General features: G+C 54.9%; 14 protein-coding genes. 1 reads left to right on the forward strand and 13 read right to left on the reverse strand.

What is annotated here, in order from left to right:
• The coding region (locus tag GAP13_RS04525) for a hypothetical protein (protein WP_158906636.1) at window positions 1-600 on the forward strand (600 nt) is incomplete at its 5' end.
• A 129-nt stretch (window positions 601-729) separates the two neighbouring features.
• Here GAP13_RS04525 and GAP13_RS04530 read toward each other — a convergent pair.
• From GAP13_RS04530 to GAP13_RS04590, 13 genes are all read right to left on the reverse strand, one after another.
• On the reverse strand, window positions 730-1,002 hold the full coding sequence (locus GAP13_RS04530) for an HPr family phosphocarrier protein (RefSeq protein WP_158906638.1): 273 nt from the start codon (window positions 1,000-1,002) through the stop codon (window positions 730-732).
• 165 nt (window positions 1,003-1,167) lie between these two features.
• Complete coding sequence (gene citF / locus GAP13_RS04535) at window positions 1,168-2,775, reverse strand: citrate lyase subunit alpha (RefSeq protein ID WP_222126147.1); 1,608 nt, start codon at window positions 2,773-2,775, stop codon at window positions 1,168-1,170.
• On the reverse strand, window positions 2,753-4,018 hold the full coding sequence (locus GAP13_RS04540) for an aldolase/citrate lyase family protein (RefSeq protein WP_158906640.1): 1,266 nt from the start codon (window positions 4,016-4,018) through the stop codon (window positions 2,753-2,755). Before GAP13_RS04540 ends, citF begins: the two co-directional genes overlap by 23 nt.
• Window positions 4,015-6,198: an ADP-ribosylglycohydrolase family protein gene (locus tag GAP13_RS04545; RefSeq protein WP_158906642.1), complete on the reverse strand. Its 2,184-nt coding sequence runs from the start codon at window positions 6,196-6,198 to the stop codon at window positions 4,015-4,017. The genes GAP13_RS04540 and GAP13_RS04545 overlap by 4 nt, the downstream gene beginning before the upstream one ends.
• 109 nt (window positions 6,199-6,307) lie before the next feature.
• Window positions 6,308-7,732: an extracellular solute-binding protein gene (locus GAP13_RS04550; RefSeq protein WP_158906644.1), complete on the reverse strand. Its 1,425-nt coding sequence runs from the start codon at window positions 7,730-7,732 to the stop codon at window positions 6,308-6,310.
• Window positions 7,733-7,741: 9 nt separating this feature from the next.
• Window positions 7,742-8,641 carry a carbohydrate ABC transporter permease gene (locus GAP13_RS04555; protein ID WP_158906646.1) on the reverse strand — a complete coding sequence of 300 codons (900 nt, stop codon included), beginning with the start codon at window positions 8,639-8,641 and terminating at the stop codon, window positions 7,742-7,744.
• Window positions 8,635-9,525, reverse strand: coding sequence for an ABC transporter permease (locus tag GAP13_RS04560; RefSeq protein WP_158906648.1), 891 nt, complete (start codon window positions 9,523-9,525; stop codon window positions 8,635-8,637). Before GAP13_RS04560 ends, GAP13_RS04555 begins: the two co-directional genes overlap by 7 nt.
• 3 nt (window positions 9,526-9,528) lie before the next feature.
• Window positions 9,529-10,524 (reverse strand): ADP-ribosylglycohydrolase family protein, encoded by a 996-nt coding sequence (locus tag GAP13_RS04565; protein WP_158906650.1) that lies wholly within the window; start codon window positions 10,522-10,524, stop codon window positions 9,529-9,531.
• Window positions 10,524-11,549: a LacI family DNA-binding transcriptional regulator gene (locus tag GAP13_RS04570; protein WP_158906652.1), complete on the reverse strand. Its 1,026-nt coding sequence runs from the start codon at window positions 11,547-11,549 to the stop codon at window positions 10,524-10,526. Before GAP13_RS04570 ends, GAP13_RS04565 begins: the two co-directional genes overlap by 1 nt.
• Before the next feature lie 181 nt (window positions 11,550-11,730).
• Window positions 11,731-12,690: an HPr(Ser) kinase/phosphatase gene (gene hprK / locus GAP13_RS04575; protein ID WP_158906730.1), complete on the reverse strand. Its 960-nt coding sequence runs from the start codon at window positions 12,688-12,690 to the stop codon at window positions 11,731-11,733.
• Between the two features lie 188 nt (window positions 12,691-12,878).
• Window positions 12,879-13,172 carry an HPF/RaiA family ribosome-associated protein gene (locus tag GAP13_RS04580; protein WP_158906654.1) on the reverse strand — a complete coding sequence of 98 codons (294 nt, stop codon included), beginning with the start codon at window positions 13,170-13,172 and terminating at the stop codon, window positions 12,879-12,881.
• An 88-nt stretch (window positions 13,173-13,260) separates the two neighbouring features.
• Window positions 13,261-14,610: an RNA polymerase factor sigma-54 gene (gene rpoN, locus GAP13_RS04585; protein WP_158906656.1), complete on the reverse strand. Its 1,350-nt coding sequence runs from the start codon at window positions 14,608-14,610 to the stop codon at window positions 13,261-13,263.
• A 111-nt stretch (window positions 14,611-14,721) separates the two neighbouring features.
• A complete protein-coding gene (locus GAP13_RS04590) occupies window positions 14,722-15,837 on the reverse strand; it encodes an ABC transporter ATP-binding protein (protein ID WP_158906658.1) in 1,116 nt (371 codons plus the stop codon).
• Between the last annotated feature and the right edge of the window lie 18 nt (window positions 15,838-15,855).

Below are 15,855 nucleotides of genomic sequence, written 5' to 3' on the forward strand. Positions count from 1 at the left end.
CGTATCCCCTTAGAGCGCGGCGCACTCGCCCGCTCCTTCCGCGAAACCCTCGTACGCGCCCTGCAGCTGCAGCCACCGGCTCCCTACCGGCCCTTTGTGCTCATCACCGATGAAAAGCCCGACTATCAGCGCGTGCTCCAGAGGCTTGCAGCCTTCCGCACGCAGACTGAACACACCCGCCTCGTCCACTGGACGATCAGCTCGAAGCTGCCCCGGACGCTCAGCAATCCCCTTTTTTCTTCCAACTACATCGACCGGGAGCTGCGCAAAGACCTCGCGCACCACCACCGGGAAACAGTCTGTTTCAACCGCAATGTCGCAAACGGCATGATGCGCCTAAGCTTGTACCTCCTTGGCCACAACTACCTCAAGCCCTTTCGTATTCGTGCACATAAAGGAGCGCATCCTCGTACGCATGCTGAGGCAGCGGGGATTCCGGTGCAGCTTGTGCAGCACTTTGTGCAGGCGCTCACTGGTGGAATACGGGCATTCTTGAGCCGCTGCACGCTCTCCGAGACGATGCGACGGACCTGGGAGAAGCGCTGGAAGACGCCAGGGAAAACAAAGGCTGAGTACATTCCGAAGTATGCGCTTGCATAAAAAGCTTCGGGCGTTAGGAAAGAAGGATGCGCTGGTCTCGCGCATCTGAAGGGAAGATAAGGAAGAGAGAGGTGCTGGCTTGGTGGTGCGCGCTGCTTGCTTGGCACAAGGTTGGAAGCACTACAAAAATTAGCCCAGCTCTTCGTTGAATCCGGATTCGAAAAGCGCCTTGATGGCTTCTGCTGCTTGCTGTTCGTCCGGTCCCTCGGTGATGATCTTGATTTTTGTGCCGAAGCTGGCGGCGAGCGTGATGATGCCCATTATGGATTTGGCATTGATTCGGTTGCCTGATTTTTCGAGATAGACGCGGGATGCAAACTTGATTGCGGTTTGCGCGATAAGTGCAGATGGGCGGGCATGAATGCCGGCACGATTTTTTATAGTTGTTTCAAGCTCTACCATACAGGCTCCCGGAATGAATTTAGGCAATATGATACTCTGGAAGTGCTGCCGCGTTCAATGAGGCATCCATTGCATAACGGTTAGGTTTTATGATGAGGCATCACGAGGAACGGATGTCTTTCAGAATTGAAGCTGCTGGATAACCGGTTCATTCTGCAAAATATGCTATATGCTCTCGATTTCCCTTACTACGTCGATAATGCTTCCGTCACGCCATTCGATCATCGCAACAACTCTATCCTTGAACCTAGGAAGCTCTGGCGCCCCAGTGATTTCTCGGACATCGTGGAGGAGCTCCGAAATTTTTATGCAGGGCAGGCCGGCCTTTTTTGCTCTTTCCAGGAGGTCTTCGCGACGGGGATTGATGGCAATGCCGCGCTCGGTCACAAGGACATCAACCACTTCGCCAGGACAGGTTACAGTGGTTACTTCTTCCCTGACGATTGGGATGCGCTTCCGGAAGGACGGCGCCGTGATGATGGTGCAACCGGCTGAGGCCGCGGCATCGCTGTGGCCGCCAATTCCATGCAGCAGCAGGCCGTCTGAATGCGTGACAACGTTGACATTGAATCCAAGGTCGATCTCGGTGGCGCCTAGGATCGCCACATCGAGCATGTTGGCAACACAGCCCGCTGAGCGGGGTCCGTAGGAGATGAAAGGGTCCGAAGCGACATGCGAGGGATTCTCAGCGCAGGAGCGTACCGCGTCGAGATCGAAGCTCTGCAAGTCGACGATGGAGCTCAGCAAGCCTTCCTTGAGGAGATCGACGAGGACTTTCGTCGCTCCGCCGTGCGCGAAGGAAGCTTTCACACCAGCGCGCCGCATGCGCTCTGCAAGAAAGACCGTCGCAGCGAGCGAAATGCCGCCCGCTCCTGCTTGAAACGAAAAACCTTCATGCATGAGTCCGGCTGCTTCGATAAAGCGGGCAGTAAGGTCTGCGATGAGCAGCTGGGTGGGGCTCCTGGTCAGGCGTGTCGTGCCCGAGACAATCTTTGAGCTGTCACCAATGCTCTCCACCTGGAGCACGTAATCGACATTCGATCCGCAGATTGCCCATGGAAGGCAGGGATAGGACACAAGATTGTCGGTAATTACGGTGACTTTGTTTGCGTACTCGGAATCCGGTTTCGGATAGCCGAGCGGACCGCATGCCGATTTTCCGTAAAGGCCGTTTGCGTTCCCGAATGCGTCCGCGCAGGGCGCGGCGATAAAGGCGACATCGATTTTAAGGTCTCCATCCTGGATAGCGCGCTGGCGTCCGCCGTGGGAACGGAGCACGCAGGTCTTTGGCATTTCTCCGCGAGAGCAGGCTGCGCCGACCGCTCCATTCATTGAACCTTCTATTTTTGTTATGACACCTGCGCGGATATAGGGAACCAGTGCGTCGTGGACCGAAAAAAGGGCAGAAGGCGCGAGCGTGAGATTGCGAATCCCACGCTCTGCCAGTCGCTTGACTACCTCAAGCACTATCGCATCGCCATCGCGCAGATGATGATGAAAGGAAATCGTAGCTCCATCATGAATATCTAGCCGGTCGAACAGGTCATCCCAGCTTTTCGTCAACTTGTCTGGCTTGCCTCGCCAAGGGACAGGGCGCAATTTTTTCTTGCCCGATTGCGTGGAAATGTCTTTGCTTGCAGCAATTGCTGCACCTGTCGGATCAGCAAAAGCGCCAGCAAAGGGCACGAGTTTTCTGCCCTCTATTTCGAGCGGGATTGCGCGTCCGAGCGCATTGGTCTTCCATTCCATATCAGTCCCCGATCCTATAGTCATTCAATAGCCGCCTAGCTCTCTCGACGACCGGCACATCGATCATGGTGTCACCGAGCGCTGCAGTTCCCTTGCCCTCCACCACAGAGCGCTCGTAGGCTTCGACTATAGCTTTCGCCTGCATGATTTCTTCTTCCGAAGGGTGGAAGGCGCTCTTGACGGCAGGTATCTGCACTGGATGGATCACCGCCTTGCCCGACATGCCGAGCATACGAGCTTCTTCGCAGGAACTCCTAAGGGCTTCTTTGTCCTCGGTATCCGAAATTACGGAATCGAGCGGGTCTATTCCCGCTGCACGCGCTGCAAGCACAATCATCTGCTTTGCAAGGAGTGCCTCGGGCTGGGATGAGCTATGAGGCATTTCTCCATCATGATTTGCTGGCGTGCTGGCAGAGCGCAGGCTTCTTTCTCCAGCGCTTGAATGTATATCGCTTATAAAGTCCTCATAGCCGAAGCAGAGTGCTGCGTTGCGCGGCGAAGCTGCTGCTATTTCTTTTGCTGCCAGTACACCAGCAGCGGTCTCGATAAGCGGGAGAATAAGAATCGAGCCCAAAGGCAGGCCTTCGCGCGCTTCAAGCCTCGCGAGTTCTGCATCCAGTACCTGGATGTCGCGTGCGGACTCACACTTTGGCAGAACGATTGCCTGCGGCCGACTGTTAACGATTTCCTCGAGATCCTCTCTGCCGCAGGAGCTGTCGATTGGATTGATGCGGACAGCGAGCTCGCTCTCCCGGAAGAGGTGGGTATCGGAAAGCATATAGCGCACAAGGATGCGCGCTTCGAGTTTTCGCTCCGGAGGAACCGAGTCCTCGAGATCGAATATGAGGGTATCCGCACCGAACAAATCGGCATTAATCATGAGGTTCGGCTGATTGCCCGGAATATAGAGGCGGGCACGCCGCGGGAGCTGCTTGGCTGACGGTTCTCTTTGGATTTTGGCTGCGCTAAAGGTTCTGTCCCTTTCTAGCAGTGAGATATTCAGTTCGAATCCAGCCAGCCTCAGAGTGGTCTCTATCCTCGCCGAAAGCACAAGGTTGAGAGCACCATCATCTTCGATCTCGAGCAAACCGGTTTTGACACCGAAGACTCCGAGCATACTCTTCGCAGTGTCTTCGATTGACCTGCCGAACAGTCTACCGACGCTCGAGCGAACCGTAACAGAAACAGGCTCTTTAGAGGGCCTGTACACCACAAGGCAATCCGACTTGGAAAGCGTGCCGGCTGTGGATGGTGTGTATTCCGTCATAGCTCTTCCACCGTGAATGGGCCATACAGCGCCCTTGAAGCGCGGAGCGTGCCGCAGCCGAGCATACCGCTGTCAAATCTGTCATTGTCAATTTCGAGCACCTTCTCCCCGTCAATGGACAAGCAGATCGATGAGCCAATTGCTTCGAGGGCCATCACATAGTCCCTGCCTGCCTGCCATGAATACTCGGCATTTGCGAGCCTTGTGAAACCAGCATCGTTCTTGTAGATGGCGACATGGCCTGGGCCATCGAATCCGGCCCAATACCCCCGCGTAGCGCCCTGTGTGCGCACTAAGAGCATGTGGCAATCACCGGCGATAGGGCGCACCTGTGCCGTTATCCGCTGATCACCGACCCGGTAGCCACCCGTGTAGGATGCAGCCTGGACTGGGGTCATAAGGTGCAGCCTGCCACTCTCGATGCTCCATGTGCCACCATCATGCGAAAAGGGGGTCACACAGCCGAACTCGACCGATTGCTTTGCCATATCGATTGTGTAGGAAGCCTTCCCCTCAATAGAGAAATGCCGGATGAAAAGCCTGCCGGAATCCCGTTTCCCCTTGCCCGAGAAGCTCGTGATTTTCAAGCCGATTTCATCAGGAAACGAGCCATCCAGCGAGGGAATCTGAAAATCGAGGCGACAGGGCTCGCCTTCCTGCGGGAAGATAGTGCCAGTCGTGATGATATCCTGCCGTGTGAAAGTATCGCGCACATAGCCTTCGACCCCGATGCTCTGTCCCTCCCATCGCTCGAGCATGAACTCGATCCGCACCTTCTGGCCGGGCCTGGCAATCGGTGAAAAGATAGGGTTGTATCGTTCGTCGTCAAAATCGTCCCTGCGGTAGAAAGGCTTGAAGAAGAGCTTCCCGCTCTCTTCTTTGACGAGCCGCTCGAACTGGAACTCAAGGGCGCCGCTCCTGTGGCGCGCCGCGAACCTGGTTGGATCCGAGACGCGCATACCGTGCGTCGAGCCTGGCAGAACGAAATCGAACCAGATCGCCCGCTCTCCATCGCCGCGTTGCAGGGCTTCAGTGATGGATGCCGGCACAGCCTCACCCGCGAGCATGTAGCCAGCTTCCGCAACCCTTTTCGCGAAAGTCGGGATATCGAGGATATTGAGTGTGCCTGGTAGCCCGGAGAGCACGATGCTGTCGTTGACCGGCGCGCGGTAGTGTGCCGGCAGGGCATCAAGACCGTACAGAACTCCTGCAATGGTACCCACATTTCCCGCATTACAGTCGGTATCCCAGCCGCACATTGTCGCAATTTCGACCGTCCGCGCGAAACTGCCCTTACCATAGAGCAGTGCGAGTACGCACACGCCTGCGTTCGGGATGATATGGCAGAGGCCAGGCCATTTGTCATAACCCCATTCGGCTAGCAGGTATTCCTGGCAGGCACGCCAGTCGGAGGGATGCTGCGCATGAAAGCGCAGGACTGCATCTACCACAGCAGCGTAAGCAGAATCCGCTGGCAACATTGCCCTGCCTGCACCGACCACCGCTTCCACATCGGTTTCCCGGAATGCTGCGGCGATACAGCCTGCAATGAACCGCGCGCCGTGCAAGCCTTCGCCATCATGTGACACTGACGCGGCGCGTACCGCATATTCAGCAGCCATTTCCGGGTTGCTCGGCCACACCAGCCCCCATGTATCGATGAAAATCTGGCCACCGATCTGTTCGGCAGTCACCTTGCCGTTTCGTGCAATGGAGCCGGATTCGGGAGCAGGCACACCATGTTTGAGGTTGAGATAGGCAGTGTGCTCGGTACTCCGGCCATAGCCTCCCCACCAGAACATGCCAACGCCTTCGCGCGAATAATCGAGCCAGGCACGGGCGACCTCGGATGGCTCAATGGCAAGAGGCGCGACAGGATTCCCTTCTCCAGCACCAACGGCGCTCTGAGGCAGGCTCCCAAGCCAGCCCCCCTCTTTGTTCCTTAGGCGCTCCACCTTTTCAAGCAGCGGCCGCACGAAGTATACAGGCCCGTTCGCGTCGTCGTCCGCCGCGAAATTCCGGTAAGGTTTGATGTATGATGTGATGTCGCCATACACTTCGCGGATACGCTCATAGGTCCAGATCGCCGGTTCGACAGGCGCGCCAAGGCGTATGCCAATGTTTTTTCCCAGCAGTCCCGCGTAGACTCGCTCAAGGTAATCAGAGGGGATAGTCGGCATAGTTGCTCCGCAATCGAAAGAGCGGCAGGGAGTACCGCGCTTTCGTCCTTTGATACGGGCGCGGCACTCCTCCGCCTGGTTTTGATGGATCAGTCAGCACAGACAAGCATCACTTCAGCTTCGTCTGCGCATATTTCGTCAGCTCGGTCCCGCCCGCGCTGTACCACTTCTGCACAAACTCGTCGAATGCCGAAATGGGCTTCTTGCCGGTCACAATGTCCGCGTTGTATTCCTTGTAGAGGTTTGTCATTGCATCCCAGTTAGCAATGTACTGCTCGGGGATGAGGAATGTCTTGTCAGGCATCATGTACTTCACGGCGAGTTTTCCGGCTTCCACGGCGGCCTCGGTCATGATCGGCCTGCTCAGCGGCTTGTCGGGGACAAAGCCGTTGAAGGAATCGCCGAACCACCCGTTGTACCACTCGGCGTACTTGTCCGTGAGCACATAACGGTTGGGCTCTTCAATATAGTGGAGGCCCGGGATGCCCAGCTTCGCGATCTTGAGGCCAGCAGGGCTCCACATGAAATCGAGCACGGCAAAGGCTGCATCCTTCACCTTCGAGGTGACAGGAATCGCAAAACCACGTGATTCCTTGATCACATCAACAAATGGGCCAAGTCCTTGCGCTTTCCCCGCAGGAGGCGGCAGCGGCACGAGCGTGGTGTTTTGGGTCTTCATCATCTTGTTGGCATACACGTCAATACTGCCGGGCGCCACACCGGCGATGATACCGGCCTTGCCCTCATAGAACACCTGTTCCTTGGTATCCCATTTCTTTGTCAGGTATTCAGGGTCCAGCAAGCCTTCCTTGTAGAGCTTTGCGTAGAATTCCAGCTTTTGCTTTTCGTTCGGCGTAACCCTGCAGTACACCCACTGGCCGTCCGCTCCTTTCATCCATGTCGAGGTGATGCCGAACGCGCCATCGAAAATCGAATCGAGCTCCTCGACGCCGTTTGTCGCGCCGGTAATGGAAATGCCGAACTTCGCTCCTTTCTTCTGGACCAGGTCCTTGAACAGCGCATAGTAGGTGTCGACCGTCGGATTCGTAGCGACAGCTTTCGCCGAAGGCAGCGTGTCAAACCAGTCCTTGCGGATTACCGGCGCGCGGACTCGTGGCGGCGCCACCCAGACAAGGTAGGGATAGCTCTCGAGCCTGGTTTTGCTGTGAGGATCGAGAACATTCTTTATGTACTTCGACTTTGCGACGTAAGGGCGCAGGTCCTCGAGCAGGTTCTGCATCGCAATCTTGTCGTCGCCGCCCTGGAAATAGATGATGTCGGGAATATCGCCGGACATAATCATCAGGCTGATTTTCTCGGCATAGTTCCCAGACGGGACTTTGACGATCTCAATCTTCACCGGTGTGCCCGCAGCTGCCATGCCCTTCTCGATGAGCTGGATGAACTGAGCTGCATTCGGATCCGTATCGAGGTCCTTGAGGACGAGCCTCACCTTCGGCTGTGCGCCAGCCAGCGCGACACCAGTGACCAGCATCGCGACCATGAGCCACAGAACAATACTGTGCTTTTTCATAGATACCTCCTATTCTTTCACTCCGCCCTCCATCACACCTCGCGCATAGTATTTGAGGATGAGGGGGTAGACGATGAGAACCGGTAGAATCGCCACGATTATCGTGCTCGCCTGTAGAGCGTCATAGCTGAGGCGGGCCGCTTCATCGTAGCTGAAGAGCGTTCCCGACCCTATGAGCGATGCTGTATCGTCCAGCACCACGAACTGACGCAGGATGAGCTGCAGCGGATATTTCATGGGGTCCGTGAGATAGATGCTTGCCCTGAAGTACTCGTTCCAGTGGAACACGCCGTAGAACAGGCCGAGCGTGGCGAGCGCAGGCTTGGCAAGCGGCATGACAATCTTGCGCAGTACCGTCATGTTGCTTGCGCCGTCCACCTGCGCCGCATCGATGAGCGAAGGTGGTATTTCCTCGAAGTATCGCATCAGGATGATTAGGTAGTAGACATTGACGGTCTTGTAGAGGATAACCGCCCACAGGCTGTTCATGAGCCCGATCTTCTTGATCACCAGGTATTCGGTGACCAGGGCCGGCTCTAGGATCATGACGATGATGATCAGTACCATGAAGAAACGGCGGAACGGCAGCTTGGGCCGCGTCAGCGCGAAGGCTGCCATCGATGTCACGAGCAGGTTCAGGGCCGTCCCGACGACGGTGATGAATACCGAGTTGAGAAAACTCCGTACGAAGAGGGGGTTGGCGGCGAGCACGCGGTAGTTGATGAGCGAGAAGCCTTTGGGGAAAACCGTGAGCCCGCGGACCTCGGGAACCCTTGCGGGATTCGAGAGCGAGAGCGCCAGCAGGTTGAGCATCGGCACGAGCACGATGACACAGACAAGAAGCAGCAGCGCCGTGAACAGCCAGCGCCAGAAGAGCTCGACGGCAGGGGTTTTCACTTTCTTTACCATAGGCCCTTTTCCGTGATCTTTCTTGAACCCTGGTGGGCTGCAAGGATCAGCACCAGTCCTATGACGCCCTTAAACAGGCTCGCCGCCGTGGAGAAGGAATACTGCATGTTCAGAAGGCCGATCCTATAGACGTAGGTATCAAGAATATCGACCACGCTGATCACCGAATCGTTCATCATGTTGAATACTTGGTCGAAGCCCGCATTGAGAAAAAACCCCATGTTGAGAATGAAGACTGTCACCATAGTGGGCAGCAGCTCGGGCAAGGTGATATACCGCATTTTCTGCAGGGCTCCAGCTCCGTCAAGATCAGCTGATTCGTACAGGCTGGGGCTGATCGACGCGAGAGCTGCTAGATAGATGATGGAATCCCATCCGAGGCTGCGCCATGTTTCCGAGGCGAAGAGTACCCAGCGAATCGCTCCCTTGTCCGTCATGTAATCCTTTGGTGCAAGGTTGAACATTTCGCGCAGCTGGTTCAGGCCGCCGTTGGCCGGCGAAAGGAAGGCAATCCATATGCCCGCGATGACAACCCAGGACAGGAAGTGCGGCAGGTAGGTTGTGGACTGGATGAACTTGCGCAGGATCGACGAGCGGACCTCGTTGAGCATGAGCGCGAAGATGATTGGCAAGGGGAAGAAAAGCACGATCTTCATGAAGCTGATGATCAGGGTGTTCCTTAGCACCTGCAGGAAAGCCGGCGACGCGAATAGTATCCTGAAGTGCTTGAACCCCACGAAGGGGCTCTTCCCGAAGATCCGGTAATCCTGGAATGCCATGACCATCCCTGAGATCGGGATGAAGTGGTAGATCAGAAAGTAAAGGAGGGCGGGCGCCAGCAGGAGGAGCAGCGACCATTCTTTCTTTTTCGCCAGTGCGACCATACTTCAGGCTCCCAGCTCGCATGAAAGCGCCACAAGTTCCGTGGCGAGCGAGACAATGTCCTCTTCTGCAGCGAAATCCAGGCAGGTGCCGGATGGCTTGCGCAGGCTCTCTGTCCATTCGGTCGGGAAGGCTTCCGCTCCATGCACCGCTCCCGATAGCGAGCACACCAGACCGCTGATCGTATCAGCGTCCCTTCCGAAGTTTGCGCTCCACAAAAGGCCGCGGCGTGGGTCTCCTGCGCACAGTCGGAAAATAGCGAACATCTGCGGGATCGCTTCCGGCGCTGCAGCATGTTCCGGTGTCCACAGCTTCGTGTGCAGTTCCTCGTAGGCTTCCTCGATGTCCGGGTGACGGTTGCAGATGTCCATTGCGGTATTCATAGCGCTGGCGATCCAGCTTCCAGCGGGCAAGCATCGCCTGGCGGCTTCCACGATCTCATCTACCGAGCCGTTCGCTATCGCGATAGCAACTGCTGCCGCTGTGGCCTGGGCTGCCCAAATACCATCGGCATCATGGCTCACGCAGGCATCTGCAGCGGCTGACGCCGCCGCACGCTCCGGATCCCCCGCCCATAGAATCCCGTGAGGACTGGCGCGCATCGCCGCCCCGTCGTCGATATTCATGACATTGTATCTACCGGTCAGTGGTGGCTGCATGCCGCGGGACAGATTCTCAATTGCGCCGTAGAGCGGGCGACCGGCCCTTTTCTTTGCCCCGCCGCGATCAAGAATGTAGCGCCGCCACGCGGATGCGGCCGTATCCGAGGTCAGCGCGCCTTTTGTATCTAGCAAGGCCCGTGCGGTCAGTACCCCGAACTCGGTGTCGTCGGTGCTTTTCCCGTCATCGAGGAGCTTAGTGATGAGCCCGTACTTGTTGCGATGCTCCTGGCTCCTGCCAAGGTCCCCGACTGCATCGCCAATCGCAAGGCCGATGAACGCGCCAATCGCTCTGGATTCGTATGTCGCTCTGTCCGACAGCACCTCTGATCTTGTCTTCATTATCGCTTCCTTCTGTCGATGACACTGTCCCGTATAACCAGCTCACCCGGAAACAAGTGCTTTTCCGGCTGTCCCGCCGGGTTTTCCATGCGCTTGAGCAACAATTCCGCTGCCGCCTGGCCGATACGCTCTCTCGGCTTGCGTACCGTCGTCAGCGGAGGATAGGTCTGGGACGCTGCAGGCACGTCATCCATACCGATAATGGAAATGTCGATACCGGGAATGATGCCGAACTTTCTGAACTCGCTCATTGCGGCGATAGCAAGGATATCGTTGCCGCAGAAGAGACTGTCCGCACGGTTCCGCCAGTCGGGCATGGCGAGGAAGCGTTTTGCCAGTTCACGCCCGCCTTCCTCGTTCAGATTGACCGAAAAGACGAGGCTGGGATCAAACGGCAGGCCTTTTTCATGCAGGAAATCCTTGTACGCCCGCGCCCGCAGCGACAGGTAACGCTCGCTCCCGTGCTCGCTTGTTGCCAAGGCTATCCTGCGATGCCCCAGGTCATAGAGATACTGCATGCCGACCTTGGTGGCCTGCATCGTGTCGGTGCCCACGGTATCGATATTCTGCGCTGCAACACGTTCGCCAATGAGCACTGCCGGCACGCCGAGCTTTTTGATGAGTTCGATGTTGTCAGTGACGCTGTTGAGGATCACGCCGTCAAAGCGGGACATCTGAGCGAGCTCATAGTAGCGTGCTTCACGTTCCTCGCTCCAATACGTGCTTCCGATAACCACTGAATAGCTTTCTGGCTCGAGCTTGTCTTGTACTGCCCGTGCGATTTCGGACCAGAAGGGGTTCGCGACATCAGGAATCATGACGAGCACTATGTAGGTCTTTCGAGTTCTGAGTCCTGCCGCGATGCTGTTTTTCCGGTAGCCGAGTTGTTCGATCGCACGGTTTACCCGTTCCAGTGTTTCCGGGCTGACTGAACCGCCGCGGTCCGATATGACCCGAGACACTGTGCTTTTCGAGACGCCAGCGAGTCGCGCGACTTCGTAAATGCTAATCTTCGAATTCTTCATAATGGGAACGTTCCCAAAACAACTATAGCACTATTATTTGGAGAATGCAAGTGCAAAATGGGAACGTTCCCGAAAAATGTTCTGGCAGGAAATACGGGCTCGATCAGAAGGCGCAAAAGCTCTAAAACATGATGGGCTCAAGTTGAGGCAGTAGCAAATCAAGGCAGACTAGCGGGCGGAATCAGTAATCATCCCGCGAAAAATACATCGCGCGGGCACTTTCGCTCTCGAGCCAGCGCAGGATGTTCTGGTTGAATTCGCGGGCGCTATGGTACCCCATTTTTTTGAGGCGCTCGTTCATTGCGGCGGTTTCGATGATGATGGGGATGTTGCGGCCCGGTTTTACAGGGATTTCGAGCTTGGGCACTTTGACGCCGAGGATATCGATGGTGAGTTCGTCCATGCCGATACGGTCGTAGACTTTGTTTGGATCCCAGTCTTCGAGCTGGATGACGAGCTGGATTTGCTTTTTGTCGCGAATGGCGCCGACGCCGAAGAGGTGGGTTATATTGATAATACCGAGGCCGCGGATTTCCATGTGGTGGCCGATGACTTTGTTCGTGCCCTGTCCCATGAGCAGCGTGCCATTGAGACAGCGGATTTCGACGACATCGTCAGCGACAAGCCTGTGTCCCCGCTCGATAAGTGCAAGCGCTGTCTCGCTCTTGCCTACGCCGGATTCGCCCAGAAGCAGAATGCCGATGCCAAAAACCTCGACCAGGACGCCATGCATGATAATTTTTGGGGCGAATATATCGTGCAAAATCCTGATGACACGAATCGAGAATTCCACCGAACTCAGCGTGGTGATAAGCACAGGGCAGCCTGCTGCATCCGCAGCCGCTGCGAAGTGCGCAGTAGGCTGAATATTATTGGTAAAAATGCAGCAGGGTATCTGATACGAAAACAGCTTTGCATAAATCGGCTCGTCGACTCCATCAGCTTCGATTTTATTGATGTAGGCGCTTTCGCCCCTGCCGAAGATCTGCAGGCGCTCCCATGCGAAGGAATCGTAAAAGCCTGCAAGCGCTAGACCTGGCCGATTGAGGTCCGGCACGGTGATCTCGCGAGACAGGCCGGCCCTTCCTGCGACACAGCGCAGCGAAAGGTCGTTCTGCTCTTTGAGCTCCAGGCTGAGCATGTCCAGAACGGTAAAATTGACCGGTTCTTGTTCTTTCACAACAATATTCTACACCATTTGTACATTGTGGTAAATCAAACAATAAATGCGGCGGTTCTCTGCTGGCTGCTATGGCAGTCTGGAAAGGCCTCATGCCATGCCCAAGCTTGTTTTGGCCTTATGGTGCAGAAAAAACCGCCGCCGATTGCTTACTTCTTTTCCTGAATTTTTTCTTTTTCTTTGACTATTTTCTGATCGAGCTTGTCAATCAGCACATCGATGCCAGGATTGAGTTCCAGGGAAGTCTCGACGATGTGCGCTTGCTTGCCCCACCGGAAGTTGGCGGTTACTTCGAGACGGAACTGCCCTGCGTCTTTAGTAAAAACAAAGAGGAGATCGACGATCATGTCCTTCGCGTAATCGATCCGGCTGATTTTTGTATCCAGATACTGCCTGCTCTGATCGCTAAGATCGAAATGCACGGAACGAACGTCGATTTTCATGGTGACCTCCTGAAAAAATGCTGGCGCAATGGCTATGCCCTGCGCTTTCGCGGCGGCCCGGCATAATGAGCCGGCTCGATAACCAGGCTTATTTGCCAAGCTCGCTGCGATATTTCGCCACCGTCCGGCGAGCTACATTGATGCCGCGCCGGGCGAGGATTTCCGCAATGATTCTGTCGGAGATTTTTTCTCTTCTCGAAGCAAGTTCATCGATTATCTGGGATATTTGCGCTTTTGCAGCCTCCTTTGATATATTTTCGCCGTTGTCATGGTTGACGGCGTTGGTGAAGAAACGGCGAAGCTCAAATGTGCCCCAGTCGGTCTGTACATATTTGCCATTCACGACCCGGGAAACCGTTGCTTCGTGAACCTCGATTTTCTGTGCAATTTCCTTAAGGGTGAGAGGCTTCAAAGCTTGCGGGCCTCCTACGAAGAAGGCTTTCTGGGCATCAGCGATGGCATAGGCGGTTTTGAGCAGTGTCTCGTTGCGCCTTTTTATGCTGTCGATAAAAAATCGTGCATTTTCGACTTTTTCGCGAGCGAATTTTTCGGCTTCCCCTCGTGAAGCGCGCGAAGCCAGTTCAGTATAGAGGCGGTTTATGCCGAGCTTGGGAACTATGTCGTCGTTCAGGCGCACTTTAATTTCACCATCTTCGAGCCACATCGCAAGATCCGGAACAATATACCGTGGTCTGGCCCGTGAAAAAGAGCGGCCCGGGAAGGGATCGAGCGTTCGTATAAAATCGATAATATGATCGAGCTCACGATCATTGAGACCAAGTGATTTTTTGATAGCGCTGCGATTGCGCGTCTGCAAATCCTCAAAATGACTGGTGAGCACTTCGATTGTCTTGCGCGGAGCATTGGCTGCGATTTGTGCTTGCACAATCAGGCTTTCGCGATAGCCTGAAGTGCAGGTGCCTGGAGGGTCCAGCCTCTGGAGGAGAGAGAGAATCCGCTCCAGGGTACCTGGTTCGCAATCCGGACAAATTTCCTGCGGCGGAAGAATATGGAAGCCATTTTCGTCAGTATTCTGGATGAGACGCTCAGCGACTTGGCGTTCCGCATCATTCAATGGCAGCAGACCTAGCTGGCCTGAAAGATGTTCCTGCAAGGATTCTTCTGTTGCGATGGTCTGTTCAATGATGGCGGTTCGGTCGTTTTCATCGTTATTGAATCCAAATGCTTCATCAGAGTATTCGGCTTCCCGGAGGGTTTCATCGCTGTCTCTGAATGTATCGAGGCTGTCTTCCATTACATCGAGCGAAAGCTCGGCATTATCGGTCAGAAGTTCGAGCGCGGGGTTTTCTTCAAGTTCCTGGCGGATTTGCTCTGAAAGTTCCTGGAGCGGGAGCGCGAGCAGACGAATTGCCTGAATCATCCGAGGGCTGAGTTTAAGCTGTTGCTGTTGTGCAAGGACCGGACGCTGTGTCTGCAAAGCTCATCCTCCTGTAATTAAATGTAAAGCACTTTGCGTGAAAGTCAAGGCGGAGGAAAGTATGTGTTCCTAAGATTGTGCTGGCCCTGCGGCTGGCTCAATGGCCCTTCATCAAAGCTCTTCTTCAGTACCTTTCAGTGAATTAGCCGATTCTTCATCTGCGGGCAAAATCCTGCATGCCTCTTTGCTGAAGATAACCGAAACCGGGTCTCCTTTTTTGGGGAGCTCGAGCTGGGGATTGTTGAACCGATCCATGTACATGAAGGTGTCTCCGAATTTCATGACATAACGCACTGTAGAGCCGAGAAATTTTATCGTTTCTATGGTGCCGGACAGCACATTGGTATCGGCTGTCACAGGGTCTGCAGGATTTGCAAAAGAAAGCGCCTCTGGCCTGACTGTCAGTTTTACAGGCTTGTCCTGCATTCTATCGAGTGAGCTGGCGGTTTTCAGCTTCATAGATCCGATGGAAACAATGCCATTATTGGCATCGACAACAGTGGCTTCCAGCAGATTGAGGGTTCCGATAAATGAAGCAACATAGCTTGTCGCAGGCCTATTGTATATTTCGAATGGGGTGCCGATCTGCTCAATTTTGCCGTTGCGCATAACAGCGATTCTGTCGGAAATCGACATAGCCTCTTCCTGGTCGTGTGTGACATAAATCGTTGTGATACCGAGCTTTTGCTGGATCGCTCGAATGTCGTCTCGCAAACGCACGCGAATTTTAGCATCAAGAGCCGACAGAGGCTCGTCCAATAGAAGAGCTTTCGGCCTTACCGCAATGGCTCTCGCGAGTGCAACGCGCTGTTGCTGACCACCGGAGAGCTGGTGAGGATAGCGGTTGGCGAATTCTTCCATATGGATAAGTGCAAGCATTTCATCGACGCGCTTTTCTATCTCGTGCGCAGAGACACCGGCTATCTTAAGTCCGAATCCTATATTTTTCCTCACTGTCATGTTCGGGAACAGCGCATAATTCTGGAAAACCATCCCGAGGTTCCGTTTCGCAGGGGGAACATTCGATACATCCTTTCCATCGACAAGAATTTTCCCGGAAGAAGGGATTTCAAAACCAGCAATCATGCGCAGCGTAGTTGTCTTGCCGCAGCCTGATCCACCCAGGAATGACACAAACTCGCCTTTTTCCACAGAAAGAAACAAATTGCGGACAACAGTATTTTTCCCGAAGCTTTTTGATACTCCATGGAGCTCAATGAATCCCATATTATCGACTCCTCGAAA

Origin of the sequence: Rectinema subterraneum (assembly GCA_009768935.1) — a bacterium.
In the GTDB taxonomy this organism is placed as follows: domain Bacteria; phylum Spirochaetota; class Spirochaetia; order Treponematales; family Rectinemataceae; genus Rectinema; species Rectinema subterraneum.

What these genes read in the sequence shown, in the direction of transcription:
- GAP13_RS04530 (WP_158906638.1), bottom strand. Translation starts at nt 1,002, where the DNA reads ATGGTAGAGCTTGAAACAACTATAAAAAATCGTGCCGGCATTCATGCC.
- citF (WP_222126147.1), bottom strand. Translation starts at nt 2,775, where the DNA reads ATGACTATAGGATCGGGGACTGATATGGAATGGAAGACCAATGCGCTC.
- GAP13_RS04540 (WP_158906640.1), bottom strand. Translation starts at nt 4,018, where the DNA reads ATGACGGAATACACACCATCCACAGCCGGCACGCTTTCCAAGTCGGAT.
- GAP13_RS04545 (WP_158906642.1), bottom strand. Translation starts at nt 6,198, where the DNA reads ATGCCGACTATCCCCTCTGATTACCTTGAGCGAGTCTACGCGGGACTG.
- GAP13_RS04550 (WP_158906644.1), bottom strand. Translation starts at nt 7,732, where the DNA reads ATGAAAAAGCACAGTATTGTTCTGTGGCTCATGGTCGCGATGCTGGTC.
- GAP13_RS04555 (WP_158906646.1), bottom strand. Translation starts at nt 8,641, where the DNA reads ATGGTAAAGAAAGTGAAAACCCCTGCCGTCGAGCTCTTCTGGCGCTGG.
- GAP13_RS04560 (WP_158906648.1), bottom strand. Translation starts at nt 9,525, where the DNA reads ATGGTCGCACTGGCGAAAAAGAAAGAATGGTCGCTGCTCCTCCTGCTG.
- GAP13_RS04565 (WP_158906650.1), bottom strand. Translation starts at nt 10,524, where the DNA reads ATGAAGACAAGATCAGAGGTGCTGTCGGACAGAGCGACATACGAATCC.
- GAP13_RS04570 (WP_158906652.1), bottom strand. Translation starts at nt 11,549, where the DNA reads ATGAAGAATTCGAAGATTAGCATTTACGAAGTCGCGCGACTCGCTGGC.
- hprK (WP_158906730.1), bottom strand. Translation starts at nt 12,690, where the DNA reads ATGCTCAGCCTGGAGCTCAAAGAGCAGAACGACCTTTCGCTGCGCTGT.
- GAP13_RS04580 (WP_158906654.1), bottom strand. Translation starts at nt 13,172, where the DNA reads ATGAAAATCGACGTTCGTTCCGTGCATTTCGATCTTAGCGATCAGAGC.
- GAP13_RS04590 (WP_158906658.1), bottom strand. Translation starts at nt 15,837, where the DNA reads ATGGGATTCATTGAGCTCCATGGAGTATCAAAAAGCTTCGGGAAAAAT.